Consider the following 17248-nt stretch of genomic DNA (forward strand, 5'->3'; position numbering starts at 1 on the left):
CATTATTTTGTATCTTTATAGACCGAACGTTCAGTATTTTTGTAATCAGGAGGTTTATATGTCATTATTATTGAGAAATCGAGCGGCGATTTTGCTGCTTATGCTAAATATCTTTATTATCTTTACGGGAATCGGTCTCGTTATTCCAATTATGCCAACATATATGACGGAGCTTCATATCAACGGCAGCGTGATGGGCCTTTTAGTAGCGGTGTTTTCGCTAACTCAATTTCTGTTTTCACCTTTAGCGGGGCGGTTATCAGATTCGTTAGGGAGAAAGAAAATTATTGTAGCGGGAATGATTGTTTTTGCCCTGTCTGAATGGTTCTTTGGTTCAGTGAGTACACCTCTCTTATTATTTGTATCGAGAATGCTAGGCGGGGTCGGGGCCGCGCTTATTATGCCTGCTGTTATGGCCTATACAGCGGACGTGACGTCTGCTAAAGAACGTGCTAAAGGAATGGGCTATGTGACGGCGGCGATTACAACAGGATTTATTATTGGGCCCGGTATCGGGGGCTTTTTAGCTGAATACGGCATGCGCGTACCGTTTTATATGGCCGCAGTAGCAGGGGGCTTAGCAGCAGTGATTACGCTGTTTGTTTTGCCAGAGTCCCGCCCTGTACAAGATTCTGTAAGCAACGAAAATCCAAAGCAAGAGCGTCTGCTACTGCAGCTTATGAATTCCTATAAAGAACCTTATTTTTTGAGTTTAATTATCGTTTTTGTGACATCGTTTGGATTATCCAATTATGAAACGATCTTTTCACTATTTGTGGATCATAAATTTAGCTTTACGCCAAAAGATATTGCGTTTGTTATTACGTTTGGCTCTATTGCAGGGGCTGTTGTGCAGGTTACGATTTTTGGCTGGATTTTAAATAAGTTCGGTGAAAAAAGAGTGATTTCGTTTTGCTTGATGATGACGGGACTTTTTATTTTACTTACGCTATTTGTGCACACGTACTGGCTTATTATTGTTGTAACATTTATCGTCTTTTTAGCAACAGATATTTTACGTCCGGCAATCAGCACGCAAATGTCGATGATGGCACAAGACGACCAAGGGTATGTAGCCGGACTAAATTCTGCTTATACAAGTCTTGGGAATATTATTGGACCCGTTGTCGCAGGCTTTCTCTTTGATATAAACATTAATTATCCGTACGTATCAGCTGCACTTGTACTGCTGCTTTGTTTTCTTTTATCTTTAAGAGCAGGGAAGGACCGAAAAACAGCTGTGAGAAATCAAGCGATTCAAGAGAAATAACGAGAAGGAAAAATGATAGAATTTTTAGGGGATAGAAGACCTCCAGTAGCTTACTGGAGGTCTTTTAATGATGCTTTTAGTAAAGCTGTAAGATTTACAACACCACTCAGCCTATAGCGAAGCTTTATTTTATCGGCAAAACAGTGAAATGGTTGCAAATAAAAAGGGTTAATAGTAAACTTTAAACGTAACAAGAATAGTATGGGAGCTTGCGCGGGGCAGGCTGAGAGTACAGGGGCGCCTGTTGACCATTTGAACCTGTTGGATAATGCCAGCGCAGGGAATGTGAGTACATACCAAAGCACTTTGCGCATGCAAGGTGCTTTTTTGTCTTTTTTTGCAGTGTTAAAACTAAATGAAAAGAGTGAGAGAACATGGATATTAGTAAAATTTCAGCTCAATTAGAAAAAGTAAGAGACTTAAGTCCGCTTATTCATAATATTACGAATGTTGTGGTAACCAATTTTACAGCAAATGGACTGCTTGCCCTAGGAGCGTCACCTGTTATGGCTTATGCGAAGGAAGAAGTGGCTGATATGGCTCGAATCGCCGGAGCGCTTGTCTTAAATATGGGTACACTGACGGCTCAAGAAGTAGAAGCAATGAGAATAGCAGGAAAATCAGCAAATGAAAATGGCGTGCCGGTTATTTTCGATCCTGTAGGAGCCGGAGCGACACCGTTTCGTACAGAAGTAGCACGTCAGCTTGTAGAAGAATTAAATATTGCAGTTATTCGTGGTAACGCTGCTGAAGTTGCGAATGTAGTAGGCGAGTCATGGCTCATTAAAGGCGTTGATTCATTAGAAGGGCAAGGAGACGTCATTGAACTTGCTGAGAAAGCGGCGAACAAATTAGATACAGTGATTGTTATTACGGGTAAACAAGATGTAATCACGGATGGAAACACAACGTATACAGTAGACAACGGTCACCCGTTATTTACTAAAGTGACGGGGACTGGATGTCTGTTGACATCAATTATAGGAGCTTTCGCTGCTGTAGACAAAGAATATGTCGAGGCAAGCGTTGCTGCTTTAAGTTTTTACGGAGTGGCAGGTGAAATCGCCGCAGCGAAAAAAGGTGAAGAAGGGCCGGGAAGCTTTCAAATTGAGCTGTTAAACCAGCTTCATCTTTTATCTGGGCAGGATATTGAATCATATGCAAGAGTACATCAACGTTAAAAGGAGCCGGAAAATGACAAACGAAGAAATCAAAAAGCTGCTGCAAGTTTATTTTATAATGGGCAGCAATAACTGTAAAAAAGATCCGAAAGAAGTATTAAAAGAAGCAATTGAAGGCGGCGTTACCGTGTTTCAATTTCGTGAAAAAGGCGAGGGTGCCTTAACAGGAGAAGCGAAATATCAGCTGGCGAAAGAACTTCAGCAAATTTGTCAGCAGCACAGCGTTCCTTTTGTTGTGAATGATGATCTTGACTTAGCGATCCGCTTACAAGCAGATGGCGTTCATATTGGACAAGAAGATGAAAAAGCTCATATTGTTCGAGAAAAAATAGGAAAAGGAATTGTGGGCGTCTCTGTTCATAATGTACAAGAGCTGCAGCAAGCGATAAAAGACGGGGCGGATTATGTAGGAATGGGACCTGTTTTTCCTACTTCTACAAAAAAAGACGCAAAAGCAGTACAAGGTACAAAATTAATTGAAGAAGTGCGAAACCAGAATATTGACTTTCCAATTGTAGGAATCGGTGGCATCACGCCTGAAAATGCCAAACAAGTAGTAGAAGCAGGTGCAGATGGCGTTTCTATTATTACCGCGATTAGCTTAGCAGCGTCTCCAAAAGAAAAAGCAGCTCAATTGAAAGAAGCGGTAGGAAAATAAAAAAAGCGCACAGTGTGCGCTTTTTTTATTATAGCTGAACAGTTTGAGGAGTTTCTTCGCCTTCATTCATAAAGCGAATTTCGCTTGGCGTAATTTCAAGAACAACATACTCAGGGTCATTTGGACCGTCAAACCATTCTTTCATGTGATCGTTCCATATACGTCCTTTTAATTGATCACCGGTACGAAGAACAGCTGTCCCAGATAATTCTAAGTATTGATCGCCATATCCTTCGCCACTGTAGCCCAATAGTACGTGCACGTTCGGATTGGCTTCGATTTCTTCTGCCTTATGTGTATTGATATTTGTTGGTGTGTAAAGAGCGATACCATCTTCATCGCTGAAAAATGTCATATAGCGAGAGTGGGGTTTGTTGTTTACAACTGTGGCTAATGTTCCTACACGATTTCCTTCTAATACTTCATTTACTTTTTTAGCAATTTTTTGTTCATTCATTTTATCCATCTCCTTTATTACTTTTTATGTTCCTCAATCGAAGATAAATAAAACATACATGTCTAAAAAAAATATAAGTTAACAATAAAATAATTATGTAAACTAATAAATTAAAAAATAAAAAAGTTAGCTACAGCTAACTAAAAAATAAGCCCGCACTGCCGTAACCCTAAGTGTCTTAAATACCCAGATCTACTAGGTGGGTGCCCTCATAGCCGGGTTTAGCGTCCCAAGAAGGGCGTGCTATCTGCAGCTAAATTTTGAGCTCCCTTTTAACACTCAAAGGTTTAAGACAACATGAGTATACGCACAGCGCAGGTATGTATAACAAATGTAAATAAAATGCCGATATATAAATGTTTTCTAATTAATCAACTTTCATCGTACAAGAAATGATTATAACGGAATAATGAATGGAACGCAAGACTTTTATTTAAAGTTTTTCTTCTCTAATATTTTGGCGGTTATGCAGTAACAAAATAAAAAAAGGGCCCGCAACTGGAATGAAACATAAGAGAAGGTAAGGTCGGGATGCTATCCTTTCTTTTGTCATAACGGAATAAGAAAGCCACGTTAAAACAAAAAAATCAGCGGTCATCACGCTAACAAGCTGTGACTGCATAAAAGCATCTCCATAAGCTCTTATTGAACCTATGGATAGTCCGTATACGTAACCTGCAATCGTGAGCGCTAAGCATAGTCCAATCCATAGACGAGAAGAAATGATGGCAATGAAACGTGAAGAAATACGCGAACGTGTTCGAACTTTTTGTCCTTTCCAATGATAATAGAACAAAAGAGAAAAAGCTCCAAGCCCAAATGATAGAAGAGAAAATGGCCATCCAGGCAGTTTGTACGTATCTTTTTTACAAATCATTACCAGGAACAATACTGGGAAAAGTCCTAAAAAAGAGAATACCATAACCACGAGCGGATCTACCTGTTGAAAATTTCCTGTGATAAGATTTTTAAACAGCAAATCATTAGCGGCGCTTGCTCCCGGAGCTAGCAAAAAGGCGTATAGTACAAACATAGCCCATACAATGATATACATATTCTCAACTCCTTTTAATTGTTAAACCATTTTAGTATATTTCCCCGTCTTGTGATGAAGGGAAACGCTTGAAACGCTTCTTTAATTAGGTGTAATATTACACTAAAGACATGTGCGTGTATAGAAAGAAAGGGCTGTAAAAATGAATAAACAAGAAGTGATTAAATCAGTATCGGATAAAATACGATTAATTCGTTTAGAAAGAAACTATTCACAAGATAGAATGGCTGAAGTCATTGGTATTTCCAAAAAAACATTGGTTCAAATTGAAAAAGGGCGCACGGAAGCAGGGTGGACGACTACTGTTGCAGTATGCGGTTTGTTTGGTGACAGTGAAATCCTTCAATCAGTTTTAGGAGACGTCCCCTTAGAAGTAGTAGAAATCATTGCTCATAACGGCGTATCTTCTCCAAAAGATAAAACGCTCGGAGGAAGAGTATGGTGGAAAGAGATTCAAAAAGAAGGTTCTTTTCGTCTGCAGCAAAATATGATTAGTCAGCACTATCGTATTTTAGATGACCAAGACTATCGATGGTTTAGTTCATTTGATAAAAGCGAAGCTGTAGAAAGATTTGAAGAATTAACAAAGAAATAAAAACAAGCACTTGCTTTCAAGTGCTTGTTACTGATTCATTAACGTGCCGGATGAAGGACGGTTGAACCAATTCCATAGCTCTACATCTCCAAGTGACGCATAGGTGATAGACGGATCATTTTTTAATTTCAGAAGCTTTTTGGTAGGTCCTGTAATCACAACGCCGTACACACCGACTCCATGTTTTTTTACATAAGAATATCGCTGCTTTAGCAACAAATCGGAATGGTCTAGCTGACGAACTTTTTGGACCGTTTCTTCATTATCGGCTAATAGTTTCATCATACCTAAAACGTTCGACTTGCTAGTAGAGTGCGTTTGATTTTCTTTGTGCTCGTAAGGCAAGTCTAAAAACTCTGGAAAGCCAAATGTTGATGTTAAGTCAATTAATGGCTCATCTTTTGTGCTTGTTTTTTGTTCGTTCCCTGTATTAAGCGCGTACCAAGAGGTAGAAAAATCACGGCTGTCGATGGCGTTCATTTTTTGCTGAACTTCTTTTAGCGAATACGTATCATCAAAAGAAATAGCCACTTCACTTACCGTTCCTTTAGGTAGGTTTTCTAATGCATTCCATGTTTCATTCGTCCATTCCTTATACTCTTTTGCATGTAGCTTTAGTTTTTTTTGATCAGGATAGACAAAGGAAAGGTTAAGATCGTATTTACCGCCGGAAAATTCTTTTTCTACACCGCTCGTTTTATCAAACAGCTGATGAAATGTAAACGCCCCAATGGCCTGCTCTTCACGTCCAATTTGCTTATAAGCTTCCATTTGCGACTGCATTCGGAAAAAGGACTGTGTATCAGAAGTGGTTTCACGTATATGAACGTTCGGAAAAGCAGATTCGATAGCCGCTTGATTGACGCTGTTTATGTATTCGGTTTTTGATTGATGATAATATACAATGGATAAAAAGCTGCCGATAATCCATAGCAGAACCACAGAGCTAATGACAGTTGTCACATTTGAAAGGCGCTGCTTCCATTTGGCGATATAAATGGACTTTTTAACTTTTTTATTATCCAACATCGTATCGTCACTTAGTGAAGTAGTTGATGGAGTGGGCGATAACGGTTCATCTTCGATTAGCAAGTACTCTAAATGAGCTGAGCATGCTTCACAATTTTCCGTATGTTGTTCAAGTGTTTCTGCTTCTTTGTCTGTCAAAGTGCCGTTTTTATATTTTTCCCATTGATGCTTCATATCTTGACAGCTCATCCGTCCTCTTCCTTTCTTTTTTTCAATTGTTGACGACCACGATACAAGTCCATTTTCACTTTTGACAGAGTAAAGCCAGTCATTTCTGCAATCTCTTCATATGTGAAGCCATGATAATCTCGTAACAGTACAATATTCTGCTTAGCCGGAGGCAAAGCAGATACATCAGAAAGCCAGCCGTCGATTTCACTTTGAATCATCACTTGTTCTTCAGCACTTGGCTGAGGAGTAAAGTGCCATTCTTCTATTTCGACAGTAGGGCGTTTTTTTTCTTTTCGATACCAGTCAATAAAGGCGTGATAAGCAATTTTGAACAGCCAAGGCTTCACTTCCTCGCCTTTATACGTTTCTAAGTGTAAAAGTGCCCGGTAAAAGGTCTCCTGCATTAAATCTTCCGCTGATTCTTTTCTGCGAGTAAGAGAGAGAAGATAGCGCAGCAAATCATGCATGTGCTGTTTATAAATGTGTTCAAAGTTATGCTGTTGTGCCATTTTCTCCCCCTTTCATTTAATCAACGCAATTTGTAGATAAAAGTTTCGGTTTTTTTATCAAAAATCGTATGTAATAGATAAAAGATGCTTAAAATACGATATATAGCTTATCATACTAAAAAGAAAATCATATGAAATTCGACATAATTCCGTGTAATTTGTCATTTTTTTAAAAAACTAAAGGGTAATTGGTGTTCGAAAGAAACAGAAAATGTTATGATAGAACAAGGATGTGCTCTTACAAAAAACAGCTACATACATAATAAAAAATACAGCGTTTGTTTGCAAAATGAAAAAGGACAAACACATGGTGTTTAACCATGGATGTTTGTGGGAAAATAAACTAAGTATTTTCAACAAAAAGTAAATTAAATTGTGTTTTCACTTATAAAAAACACGGTAAATTGGAAAAGGTGGGGTCATGATGGACGTAGAAAATACACAAGGTACAGAAGAACAAGCACCTAAAGTCAAAGCAGCTAAAGTTGGCGATACGATTCAGCCTAAAAAAGGCGACTATAAAGGATTTAAAGGAATTGTTATGGTAGTGCGAGACAATTCGGTTATCGTAGATTTTGGGAAAGATGCTGAAACGGGCGAATCCATGAAAACAGTCGTTAATCATAAAAACTATAAAATCGTAAAAAAGTAGGTGAATAACCTACTTTTTTTTACTGAATATATGTCTAAAGACGGCAATTTTTCTATCGGAAACCTTAGAGAAACGCATAGGTAAAGCAATTCTTTGAGAAGAAGAATGTTTTTTAGTAAACTATAGAAAGTATGCAGAAAGAAAGGATTTTTTGTTATGTCAATTCAATTATCACAATTATCATTACCAAAAGAGGTTCTTTCGCTTTTAGCGAATCGTAAATATGAAAATCTGTCTCATGCTGATCAGCTATTAATCGGAAAAGGCGGCTATACAGCAGAAGAAGCAGATATTTTAGAAGATGCCATTATTGCCTTGTCACTAGGAAAAAACGTACTTTTAAAAGGGCCAACAGGTTCAGGTAAAACAAAGCTTGCCGAAACGCTGTCGCATTTATTTTCTCAGCCGATGCATAGCGTTAACTGCTCGGTTGATTTAGATGCAGAAGCGCTGCTTGGCTTCAAAACAATTTCTGAACAAGAAGGCAAAACAGGTATCGAGTTTGTAGAAGGACCTGTTATTCAGGCAATGAAAAAAGGCCATTTATTATATATTGATGAAATTAACATGGCGAAACCTGAAACGCTTCCTATTTTAAACGGGGTACTTGATTACCGAAAAATGATTACAAACCCATTCACTGGAGATGTAGTGCGCGGTCAGCAAACATTCGGCGTAGTAGCGGCTATTAACGAAGGGTATGTTGGGACTGTTCCATTAAACGAAGCGTTAAAAAATCGTTTTGTTGTTATTGAAGTGCCATATATTCAAGGGAGCAGCTTAAAGCAAGTTCTAATGTCTCAGTCTCAGTTAAAAGACGAAAAATTAATTGATAAATTTGTCACGCTCTCTGCAGATTTAATTACTCAAGTTCAAAGCGGCCATGTATCAGAAGAAGCTGCGTCTATTCGTGCGCTTATCGATACGTGTGATTTAGCTCTTTATATGCCGCCTCTTCGCGCGATTAAACGCGGTATTATTGAAAAGCTAGAAGATGAAAGGGAAAAAGCCGCCATTCAAAATATTGCTGAAACATTATTTGAGTAAGGAGTGGCGCTATGCGATTTATTAAATTTAACGACAAAAATGTAGATTCCTTTCTCTATATGGAGCTGGCAGATTTAACGAAAACATTAACAAAAAATGATGAAATTGAAGTAGAGTATCGCGTTTCATCTTATTATGATCCTGTACACGGCATTATTTATCTCAGTCACTTTTGGGATAACCGTCCAGAAGAAGACAAAGTGTACGGCTTAAAAAGTGATGTGTTTTTAAGAAGTATTGGAAGCTATAAGCATTCAAACTTCAAAGAAATTAATGCATATTTAAAGAAAATAAATAAAACCTCGGTACCTAGCTTAGCTAAGCAGCTGTTTATGCTGTTTGAAGATATTCGTTTAGAAGAAGTATGCAAACGCGAACGTCCTGGAACGAAAAAAGCCTTCGCCGTCAGAAGGGAGCTCTATAGAAAATATTTTGCTACACAAATGAGCGCAAATTTAACAAAAAGCGTGTACACGGATGCACTTTTTAACGGCATTTACTTGCTATTAACGGCTGAAAATCCGTTTGAAGAAATTCCTTCAATGAGTGAATCGATTAACTTAGCGATGCCTTTTATTCGCAGACAGCTAACAAATGTATATGAAGCTAAAACAACAAAAGATGTATCGCGCATCTGCCTTGAACTCGTAGATGTTTTTGATGATATTATCGAAAAAGATATGCTGAATACTTATTTCTTCTTGGCTGAACTTCAGTATGATCAGTTAGAAGAAGGGTTAACATTTGAAGATTTAAAACGCAAAGATTCATTAGTGAACGATGATATTTTAGAGCATGAAAAAGACGGAGATGAAGACATTCACGAAGAGAAAATGGAAATGTGGCATCGAGAGACAAGCGAAGCGACGCAAAGTTTTCTACAGTTTGATATGGATCAAGGTTCAAAAACAGATATGCTAGGCGATGGTGTTCGTGAAGGCGACGATGGAGATCAAGCAATGGGAATGGTGCAAGGATCTTCTCAAAAAACATCACGAAACGATTATTCTCAAATCGAAGCCATGGAGCAAACGCACCCGGAAAAAGACGGGGAAGCGGATTATGAGTATGGGAAAGAAAATAAGCATGCCTATGCTGTTTTTGTAGATTCTAAACTTCCGAACGACGATCACGTTGTTCAGTATGATGAGAATAAAAAAATCATTGCATCGTATCAAAAAAAATTAAAGCAAATGATTGAAAAAACGCTTGAACATAAAAAAACGCTGCCTAGAAGCGAGCTGCACTTTGGCCGATTAAATAAAAAGCTTCTAAAACTATGGACAGATGATAATCCTCGTTTGTTTTATAAAAAAGATGAAGATTCTGCACAAATTGATGCTGTCTTCTCTCTTTTAGTTGACTGTTCGGCATCGATGTACGACAAAATGGATGAAACGAAGCTCGGGATTACGCTATTTCACGAAGCGTTAAAATCCGTTATGGTGCCTCATCAAATTGTAGGATTTTGGGAAGATACAAATGATGCTACTGAAACAAGCCAGCCTAACTACCTGCAGACGGTTATGGACTTTCAAGCATCATTAAAGCGTAAAAGCGGTCCTGAAATTATGCAGCTTGAACCTGAAGAAGATAACCGTGATGGATTTGCTATTCGTCATATGACACGCCGCTTGCTTCAGCGTTCTGAACAGCAGAAGTTTTTACTTGTGTTTTCAGACGGTGAACCAGCCGCTATGGGATATGAACAAAATGGTATTGTAGATACGCACGAAGCGGTATTAGAGGCACGAAAGCATGGAATCGAAGTCATCAACGTCTTTTTATCGAACGGTGAAATTGATGAAGGACAAAAGAAAACCATTCAAAATATGTACGGGAAATATAGTATTCTAGTACCAAACATCGAAGAACTTCCCGATGTGCTATTTCCTTTACTTAAGAAATTACTTCATAAAAGTATTTAAAAAAAGTCGAAGCAATATGCTTCGACTTTTTTTGCTATTGACCGTTAACGAAGAGCGAGGTAAGTTAAAATATATATGAAAAAGAGAGAAGGAATGGTAAGTGGAAGGAGTTCAAACGTCATCTAAACGAGCATGGGGGCTGCTGCTTGTAATCATTGGTGCCACAATGTGGGGAGTATCTGGCACGGTAGCTCAATATTTATTTCAGCATAAGAGTTTTAACGCAGAGTGGCTGGTCGTCGTTCGTATGCTAGTATCCGGATTGCTGCTTTTGGCAATAGCCTCTAAGCAGCGCAATATTTTTGCGATTTGGAAAGCAAAAGAAGAGAGGACTTCGCTGCTTTTGTTTGGTGTAATCGGTATGCTCGGCGTGCAGTATACATACTTTGCAGCTATTGAAGCAGGAAACGCTGCTACAGCTACAGTGCTTCAATATACGTCGCCAATATTTATTATTGGCTATTTAGCTGTGCAAGCAAGAAAGTGGCCGGTGAAAGTAGAAATGATTTCTGTTGCGCTCGTCATAACGGGGACATTTTTTCTTGCAACAAGCGGAAATTTTAACGAGCTGTCTATTACAGGATGGGGGTTGTTTTGGGGGATTGGGGCAGCCGTGACGTCTGCTTTTTATACGCTTCAGCCTAAACGCCTTCTGGCGAAATGGAGCTCAATTGAAGTAGTAGGCTGGGGAATGGTAATAGGAGGTGTAAGTTTTTCATTTATTCACCAGCCGTGGCATATAGCCGGTGAGTGGTCGCTATTGTCGCTGTGTGCGGTGCTATTTGTGATTATCTTTGGAACGCTCATTGCCTTTTATTGCTACTTGGAAAGTTTAAAGCATATTAGCGCTTCAGAAGCCATTGTTCTTGCGTCAGCGGAGCCTTTATCAGCAGCCGCGCTATCTGTTCTATGGCTTCATGTGACGTTTGGGTGGACGGAGTGGCTAGGTACAATTCTTATTATCGCTACGGTATTTTTACTTTCTCAGCGAAAGCCAGAGGTGACATCATAAGAAAAAGGTTGAGAACATAACGAAATGAATTCAATCGAAAGACGAACAACTCGTACACATGAGCTGAACCGCTTGTGACACCGCCGTTGATTTCCGTGCAAGACTTCGCTTTCCGCGGGCGGCCGCTGAGCCTCCTCGTCGCTTGCGCTCCTGCGGGGTCTCACCTGTTCCGCTTTCCCCGCAGGAGTCTTTGCCTTGCCTTCCAATCAACAGCTAGAAGCAACTAAACACATGGAGCCTAGGTTCACCATGACAACAAAAAACAAGAACTATTAATCAGTAATTTTGATTAATAGTTCTTGTTTAATTTTAATTAAAATACTGTTGTCCCAGTCTCTTTTGATTTTTATATTATAGAGGTTTTAGCGTAAACATATTTGTATACGAGCGGTTGGCGTATAGTGTGTAATCAGGATGTGTTTTAGCTCCCCAGCTGTCGTCTCCGCCAACGCCCATTTGCTTGTAGTTAACCCGTACGGTTACGGAATCGCTTAACGGCAGTTTGTAAAAATGATCGTAAGCCTCCAGTTCAAAAGGCGAGTAAGGTAAAGCATTCAGCTCGACTATTGGCAAACCTTTTAGTAAAAAGCCGCGTCCTTGATCGTTTGTAATAGTTGCCCATCTAACGTCCGTTTTGTTTCCGCATTCTTGAGGGCGTAAATACGGTGTAACTTGTTCTTTTACACTGCCTTTATGAAGGCCAAGCTTAGCGCCAGTTTTACGATCCCAATAATTTTCGTGAGGGCCTCTGCCGTACCATGTTAAAGAATCAAAAGCCGCATCCATCGTAAACAGCATGCCGATTTCAGGAATTTCAGGCATTGCCTCAGAAGGTGCTAAAGATTGTTCAATCTTCATTTCACCATCGTTATATAGCGTATACGTTACATAGCAAGAAGCAAGAGAGCTGTCTAAAGCTAGCTCAACCGAAATGATAACAAAGTCAATTTGCGGTTGAACAGTTACTTTTTTCACGTGCTGCTCTAAGCTTGCTTGACGCCACGTTTGACATCTTTCATGCAATTTATTGCCGAGGTCATTATCGGTTACTGCGCGCCAAAAGTTCGGACGAAAACCCGACGCAAGCAGCTCGGTATGCTTATAGTTGTAAGAGATAAACTGCCCTTTTTGCTTGTCAAAAATAGCCGTGAAGCTAGTTCCTGTAACCGTAAGCGTTTGTTCGTTTTGGTCAACTGATAAAGCAGGATAAGCAGCTTTTACTGAAGGTACAGCGGCTTTAGCAGGCAGTACAAACTGTTCGTACGCCACTTCATATCCAGCTGAAGCCCAAGCTGTATCTTTGGATAATCTGAGAGAAAGAGTTAAAACAAATTCATCAGTTTCGTTTTCTTGCTCGTAAAGAGGATAAGAAAGCGTCAGTTCTTCTGTACCATCAGGATCTACATTTAAAAGGGACGCATGCTTTTCAACGAGTTCACCGTTTTTTTCAACAGTCCAAACAAAATCATAGGCGTTCAAGTTTGTAAACAGGTGTTTGTTTTGAACGGCAAACTTTCCTTTTGCAGCGTCGACTGCTGTCCACTTTACGGGCTGATAGCATTTTTTTACTTCTGCAATTTTTGGGCTAGCTGTCCCATCAGCAAAGATTAAGCCGTTTCCGCAGAAGTTGCCATCGTTAGGCGTATCACCAAAATCTCCGCCGTAAGCTAAGTAAGGTGTACCGTCTTCTGCTGTTGTTTGAAGAGCTTGATCTTTCCAGTCCCATATAAAACCGCCTTGCAAGATTGGATATTGATCAAACAGCTCCCAGTATTTGTACAGATTTCCGCAAGAATTACCCATCGCATGACTGTATTCACACAGAATATAAGGTTTTTTCGGATTCATTAAGGCATAGCGTTCTACATCTGCTGGCTTAATATACATCGTGCTTTCTATATCAGAAGCATCATAGTCACGGTGATGGAAGATTCCTTCGTAATGAACGAGTCGCGTGGAATCTTTTTCTTTAAAAAAGGTATACATATGCTTAAAATTTTCTCCGCCAAATGACTCATTGCCAAGTGACCAAATAATAATAGAAGGGTGGTTTTTGTCACGTTCGTACATAGAACGACAGCGATCTAATACGTTTTCTTTCCATTCTGGTTTGCTTCCTGGAACGGCTTTTTGTTCACCTTCTTGTAAATAAGTCCACGTGCCGTGCGTTTCCAAGTTGGTTTCGTCAATCACGTACAGTCCGTATTCATCACACAGTTCATACCATACTGAATCGTTAGGGTAATGGGATGTACGCACCGCGTTAATATTATGCTGTTTCATCAGCAAAATGTCGTGAATCATGTCTTCGCGTGTGATGCCTGCCCGGCCTTTTACTGAATCAAATTCGTGGCGATTCACTCCTCGAAGTACAATGCGCTTGCCGTTAATCGTCATAAGGCCGTTCTTTAGCTCAAAGGTACGGAAGCCGACTTTACAGCTTTCTGTTTCGATAATAGAACCAGCAGAATTCTTTAAGCTAAGTACAAGCGTATACAAATTAGGACTTTCTGCGCTCCATTTTTCAGGGCTTTTAATGTGTGTACGCAAGGAGACTGTACGTTGATCGCTTACACTTAAATTTGTTTGCAGCGGAGCTTGTAGTACTTCTTGGCCATTCGCGTCATACAGCATGACTTCAAATGTTAGATCTTGAGTATCGTGCTGAAAGTAATTTAAAATATCAGCTGAAACGCTAAGTTCACCATCTTCGTAGTTGTTATCAAGCGACGAACGAACGCTAAAGTCATAGATGTGAACCGGTGGAGTAGAATAGAGATACACATCTCGGAAGATGCCGCTCATTCGCCAAAAATCTTGGTCTTCAAGCCAGCTTGCGTCACTCCAGCGATATACTTCTACTGCTATCGTATTTTCACCATCTTGAAGGTAAGAAGTTATATCAAATTCAGCTGGAGTAAAGCTGTCTTCGCTGTATCCAACAAACTCACCGTTAACCCATACGTAAAAAGCAGATTCGACGCCTTGGAAGCTGACGTACACCGGCTGATTTTTCCATTCTGATTTAGGTGTAAAAGTACGGACGTACTGACCGACAGGGTTATATTTAGTCGGTGCAAAAGGAGGTTCGAGGTTTTCGTTTTCAACCCAAGGGTATGTCACGTTTGTATATTGAGGATAGTCATATCCTTGCAGCTGCCAGTGTGAAGGAACTGAAATAGAGTCCCATTTCTTATGTGAAAATTCAGGAGCGAAAAAGTTTTTAACGCGGCCATCTGCATTTTCAGCAAAATGAAAGTACCAGCTGCCATTTAAGCTTTGGTAGTAAACAGAAGATTTTCTATCATTTTTTAAGGCCTCTTCGACCGTTTGATAAGGCATTAGTAAAGCGTGTGCTTTCGCACGGTTCAATTGAAAAATCTCAGGGTTGTTATTCCATTCAGGGTATCCGTTTGCAGGTGCTGTATAATTAAATTTCTTGCCGGTTTTTAACATGTCGATCCCTCATTTCTAGATTACTAGGTTATTAGTTTATATGAAAATGATAACGTTTTCTGAGAACCTTATCAATCTAATTATTTTCATGATAATATAACTATATTCACATAAAAAGGAGGAAGTAATGTGGACCGTATGTACTTTCCGGCTCTTTCAGATGAAGATATGAAACTGCCATTTTATGTTACAAGCGCTGGAAGCTGGCGACATCAAACGCATATTAAACGTCAGGGAGAGTTTCCTGATTATCAATGGATTCAATGTATAAAAGGAAGAGGCGAGCTTCGTGTAAATGACGAGGTTTATATTATAAAAGAAAATGAAGGAATGTTTCTGACGCCGCACGTTCCGCACGAATACTATCCCGTTACGAGCGAATGGCAAGTATGCTGGGTTTCTTTTAACGGAAGTGTGATTGATGATATCATGCTTTCTCTTCAATTTATTAATTCGGGAAAAATCGTCCTTACACATGCTGAAAGTCTTTATAGGATGCTACAAGAGCTAATGGATCGATTAGAAGAAAATCATACCTCTAGCACCATGCAGTGCTCTGAACTACTATATAGCGCCATTTTGAAACTTCGCCAAGACAGCGTATATATAGAAAGCAAAAGTCGCCTGCAGCAAATTACTCAGCTAAACCCAGCCCTTCGTTATATCGAGGAATATTATCATCAGCCGTTAACGCTAGAAGTACTGGCGCAGCAGCTCAACGTAACGGAGCAGTATACGTGCTTGCTTTTTCAACAATCTCTTGGTATCCGTCCGTTTGAATACGTAACGCGCGTACGAATTCAAAAAGCAAAGAAACTGCTGCTTAAAAACAGCCAAATCTCTGTACAAGATATAGCAAGACAAGTAGGGTATGAACATCCTAGCTATTTTATCAAGCGCTTTAAAGAACAAGAAAACGTGACCCCAACTGTTTTTCGGAAAATGTATTTTTCATAAATTACATACAAGGGTTTTTATCTAAAGCATAAGGCCTACGGTGAATGCTAGTCATTTCGTATGAGTTTTAAAAAAGAATTTAAATGTAGTTTTAAGTGAAACCGGGGAGGAAAAGTAGAGAGAAGAAACAAAAAGGAGGGATAAACGTGTTTGGGTTAAATGATCTTCCAAAGTTTGTGTGGTCATTCTGTCTTGTATTGCCACTTGTATCATTTGTTCATCAGCTGGGGCATTCCGTCATGGCAATTATTTTCGGAGGGAAGGTCGATTTTACTATTGGGCGGGGGAAAACAATTCTTAAAATGGGGAAGTTTAAAATTAAGTCAGTCTATTTTCTAGACTCGTTTTGTAAATATGAAAATCTTAAGAACGATAGTCGCTTTTCCCATGCAGTGGTGTATGCGGGTGGTGTACTGTTTAATTTACTTACTATTTTTATAATAAATGGATTAATTATGGCTAATATTCTGCCTGAAGATATATTTTGCTATCAATTTGTTTATTTTTCAGTCTATTATGTTATTTTTTCACTGTTGCCAATTCAATATACAGAAACATCTGCAAGTGATGGACGTGCTATATATAACGTATTACGGTACGGGAAAACGTGTGATCCAGATTAAAGGGCTGTGTGTAGCAGCCTTTTTTGGTGCCTTTTTTCTGTTTCATTTAAATAAAAAAGGAAAACTTTACGAAAAGAAAATAGTAGCGGATAATAAAGATATTACGCTATGGAATGGAAGAAAGGAGAGGATTCATACGATTATTGAGACAGAGCGAATGACGCTGCGAGCTATGGCTGAAAGCGATGCAGGCAATTTAATGAAAATATTTGAAGATGCTGAAACCATAAAGTATTATTCTTCTACTAAAAATGAACAAGACACATATCGCTGGATTCAATGGATGAAGCAGCATTATCAAACATATGGCATTAGCATGTGGGTCGCTGAGGATAAACAGAATGGAGAGTTTCTAGGGCAGTGCGGCATGGTTCTTCAAAAAGTAGACGGAAAGGTAGATCCAGAGCTTGGCTATTTATTTTTACGCAGCTGCTGGGGAAAAGGCTATGCGAGTGAAGCAGCAAAAGCTTGCCTGCATTACGGACTTAATACGCTGAAATTTCAGAAGATTATATCATTAATTGATCCAGCCAATTACCCATCGATTAAAGTAGCTGAAAGAATTGGCATGAAAAAAGAAAAGCAAGTTAACAAATGGGATAAATCATTATTCTTTTATAGTATACATAATGAAAAATGAGAGTAAAGG

17 protein-coding genes, 1 other RNA gene and 1 riboswitch are annotated in these 17248 nt (G+C 39.3%); of the genes, 11 read left to right on the forward strand and 7 right to left on the reverse strand.

Annotation, left to right across the window (positions count from 1 at the left end):
• Positions 1-58 precede the first annotated feature (58 nt).
• The 3 genes from U9R83_RS10595 (at position 59) to thiE (ending at position 3109) form a co-directional block, all read left to right on the forward strand.
• Entirely contained in the window at positions 59-1270 is a 1212-nt protein-coding gene (locus tag U9R83_RS10595) for an MFS transporter (RefSeq protein ID WP_014460291.1), read from the forward strand.
• Between the two features lie 191 nt (positions 1271-1461).
• A riboswitch (TPP riboswitch) is annotated at positions 1462-1570 on the forward strand.
• A 74-nt stretch (positions 1571-1644) separates the two neighbouring features.
• Entirely contained in the window at positions 1645-2451 is an 807-nt protein-coding gene (thiM, locus tag U9R83_RS10600; protein WP_208732371.1) for a hydroxyethylthiazole kinase, read from the forward strand.
• Between the two features lie 13 nt (positions 2452-2464).
• Positions 2465-3109 carry a thiamine phosphate synthase gene (gene thiE, locus U9R83_RS10605; RefSeq protein ID WP_013056863.1) on the forward strand — a complete coding sequence of 215 codons (645 nt, stop codon included), beginning with the start codon at positions 2465-2467 and terminating at the stop codon, positions 3107-3109.
• A gap of 28 nt (positions 3110-3137) precedes the next feature.
• On the opposite strand, the gene U9R83_RS10610 is transcribed toward thiE, so the two are convergent.
• The 3 genes from U9R83_RS10610 to U9R83_RS10620 all read right to left on the reverse strand — a co-directional run bounded on the left by U9R83_RS10610 (position 3138) and on the right by U9R83_RS10620 (position 4620).
• Positions 3138-3566, reverse strand: a complete 429-nt coding sequence (locus U9R83_RS10610; RefSeq protein ID WP_208732370.1) for a pyridoxamine 5'-phosphate oxidase family protein — start codon at positions 3564-3566, stop codon at positions 3138-3140.
• A gap of 146 nt (positions 3567-3712) precedes the next feature.
• A non-coding RNA gene (ssrS, locus tag U9R83_RS10615) (6S RNA) lies at positions 3713-3890 on the reverse strand.
• 109 nt (positions 3891-3999) lie between these two features.
• A complete protein-coding gene (locus tag U9R83_RS10620) occupies positions 4000-4620 on the reverse strand; it encodes a hypothetical protein (RefSeq protein WP_243549216.1) in 621 nt (206 codons plus the stop codon).
• A 142-nt stretch (positions 4621-4762) separates the two neighbouring features.
• Here U9R83_RS10620 and U9R83_RS10625 point away from each other — a divergent pair, with 142 nt between their 5' ends.
• Positions 4763-5215 carry a helix-turn-helix transcriptional regulator gene (locus tag U9R83_RS10625; protein WP_014460286.1) on the forward strand — a complete coding sequence of 151 codons (453 nt, stop codon included), beginning with the start codon at positions 4763-4765 and terminating at the stop codon, positions 5213-5215.
• 27 nt (positions 5216-5242) lie between these two features.
• Here U9R83_RS10625 and U9R83_RS10630 read toward each other — a convergent pair whose 3' ends face one another.
• Both U9R83_RS10630 and U9R83_RS10635 read right to left on the reverse strand, forming a co-directional pair.
• Positions 5243-6433 carry an anti-sigma factor gene (locus tag U9R83_RS10630; protein WP_328575225.1) on the reverse strand — a complete coding sequence of 397 codons (1191 nt, stop codon included), beginning with the start codon at positions 6431-6433 and terminating at the stop codon, positions 5243-5245.
• Positions 6430-6924, reverse strand: a complete 495-nt coding sequence (locus U9R83_RS10635) for an RNA polymerase sigma factor (RefSeq protein WP_013056868.1) — start codon at positions 6922-6924, stop codon at positions 6430-6432. The genes U9R83_RS10630 and U9R83_RS10635 overlap by 4 nt, the downstream gene beginning before the upstream one ends.
• A gap of 421 nt (positions 6925-7345) precedes the next feature.
• Between U9R83_RS10635 and U9R83_RS10640 the strand changes: the two genes are divergently transcribed.
• The 4 genes from U9R83_RS10640 to U9R83_RS10655 all read left to right on the forward strand — a co-directional run bounded on the left by U9R83_RS10640 (position 7346) and on the right by U9R83_RS10655 (position 11563).
• On the forward strand, positions 7346-7576 hold the full coding sequence (locus U9R83_RS10640; protein WP_013056869.1) for a YkvS family protein: 231 nt from the start codon (positions 7346-7348) through the stop codon (positions 7574-7576).
• Between the two features lie 156 nt (positions 7577-7732).
• A complete protein-coding gene (locus U9R83_RS10645; protein ID WP_014460283.1) occupies positions 7733-8623 on the forward strand; it encodes an ATP-binding protein in 891 nt (296 codons plus the stop codon).
• Between the two features lie 11 nt (positions 8624-8634).
• Complete coding sequence (locus tag U9R83_RS10650) at positions 8635-10551, forward strand: vWA domain-containing protein (RefSeq protein ID WP_014460282.1); 1917 nt, start codon at positions 8635-8637, stop codon at positions 10549-10551.
• Between the two features lie 100 nt (positions 10552-10651).
• Positions 10652-11563 carry an EamA family transporter gene (locus tag U9R83_RS10655; protein WP_014460281.1) on the forward strand — a complete coding sequence of 304 codons (912 nt, stop codon included), beginning with the start codon at positions 10652-10654 and terminating at the stop codon, positions 11561-11563.
• Positions 11564-11593: 30 nt separating this feature from the next.
• Here the strand turns inward: U9R83_RS10655 and U9R83_RS10660 are convergent, their stop codons facing one another.
• Both U9R83_RS10660 and U9R83_RS10665 read right to left on the reverse strand, forming a co-directional pair.
• Positions 11594-11773 (reverse strand): hypothetical protein, encoded by a 180-nt coding sequence (locus U9R83_RS10660; RefSeq protein WP_014460280.1) that lies wholly within the window; start codon positions 11771-11773, stop codon positions 11594-11596.
• Positions 11774-11914: 141 nt separating this feature from the next.
• Positions 11915-15019: a glycoside hydrolase family 2 TIM barrel-domain containing protein gene (locus tag U9R83_RS10665; protein ID WP_328575226.1), complete on the reverse strand. Its 3105-nt coding sequence runs from the start codon at positions 15017-15019 to the stop codon at positions 11915-11917.
• Positions 15020-15157: 138 nt separating this feature from the next.
• Here U9R83_RS10665 and U9R83_RS10670 point away from each other — a divergent pair, with 138 nt between their 5' ends.
• From U9R83_RS10670 to U9R83_RS10680, 3 genes are all read left to right on the forward strand, one after another.
• Positions 15158-15976 carry an AraC family transcriptional regulator gene (locus U9R83_RS10670; protein ID WP_226701516.1) on the forward strand — a complete coding sequence of 273 codons (819 nt, stop codon included), beginning with the start codon at positions 15158-15160 and terminating at the stop codon, positions 15974-15976.
• Between the two features lie 146 nt (positions 15977-16122).
• Positions 16123-16599, forward strand: a complete 477-nt coding sequence (locus U9R83_RS10675; RefSeq protein ID WP_028413498.1) for a site-2 protease family protein — start codon at positions 16123-16125, stop codon at positions 16597-16599.
• Positions 16586-17239, forward strand: a complete 654-nt coding sequence (locus U9R83_RS10680; RefSeq protein ID WP_328575227.1) for a GNAT family N-acetyltransferase — start codon at positions 16586-16588, stop codon at positions 17237-17239. Before U9R83_RS10675 ends, U9R83_RS10680 begins: the two co-directional genes overlap by 14 nt.
• Positions 17240-17248 lie beyond the last annotated feature (9 nt).

It is taken from the genome of Priestia sp. LL-8 (genome assembly GCF_036227845.1).
In the GTDB taxonomy this organism is placed as follows: Bacteria; Bacillota; Bacilli; order Bacillales; family Bacillaceae_H; genus Priestia; species Priestia zanthoxyli.

Coding starts and splice junctions, on each gene's coding strand:
- thiE (WP_013056863.1), top strand. CDS start 2,465: ATGACAAACGAAGAAATCAAAAAGCTGCTGCAAGTTTATTTTATAATG.
- U9R83_RS10620 (WP_243549216.1), bottom strand. CDS start 4,620: ATGTATATCATTGTATGGGCTATGTTTGTACTATACGCCTTTTTGCTA.
- U9R83_RS10665 (WP_328575226.1), bottom strand. CDS start 15,019: ATGTTAAAAACCGGCAAGAAATTTAATTATACAGCACCTGCAAACGGA.
- U9R83_RS10610 (WP_208732370.1), bottom strand. CDS start 3,566: ATGAATGAACAAAAAATTGCTAAAAAAGTAAATGAAGTATTAGAAGGA.
- U9R83_RS10645 (WP_014460283.1), top strand. CDS start 7,733: ATGTCAATTCAATTATCACAATTATCATTACCAAAAGAGGTTCTTTCG.
- thiM (WP_208732371.1), top strand. CDS start 1,645: ATGGATATTAGTAAAATTTCAGCTCAATTAGAAAAAGTAAGAGACTTA.
- U9R83_RS10625 (WP_014460286.1), top strand. CDS start 4,763: ATGAATAAACAAGAAGTGATTAAATCAGTATCGGATAAAATACGATTA.
- U9R83_RS10640 (WP_013056869.1), top strand. CDS start 7,346: ATGATGGACGTAGAAAATACACAAGGTACAGAAGAACAAGCACCTAAA.
- U9R83_RS10635 (WP_013056868.1), bottom strand. CDS start 6,924: ATGGCACAACAGCATAACTTTGAACACATTTATAAACAGCACATGCAT.
- U9R83_RS10650 (WP_014460282.1), top strand. CDS start 8,635: ATGCGATTTATTAAATTTAACGACAAAAATGTAGATTCCTTTCTCTAT.
- U9R83_RS10595 (WP_014460291.1), top strand. CDS start 59: ATGTCATTATTATTGAGAAATCGAGCGGCGATTTTGCTGCTTATGCTA.
- U9R83_RS10670 (WP_226701516.1), top strand. CDS start 15,158: ATGTACTTTCCGGCTCTTTCAGATGAAGATATGAAACTGCCATTTTAT.
- U9R83_RS10630 (WP_328575225.1), bottom strand. CDS start 6,433: ATGAGCTGTCAAGATATGAAGCATCAATGGGAAAAATATAAAAACGGC.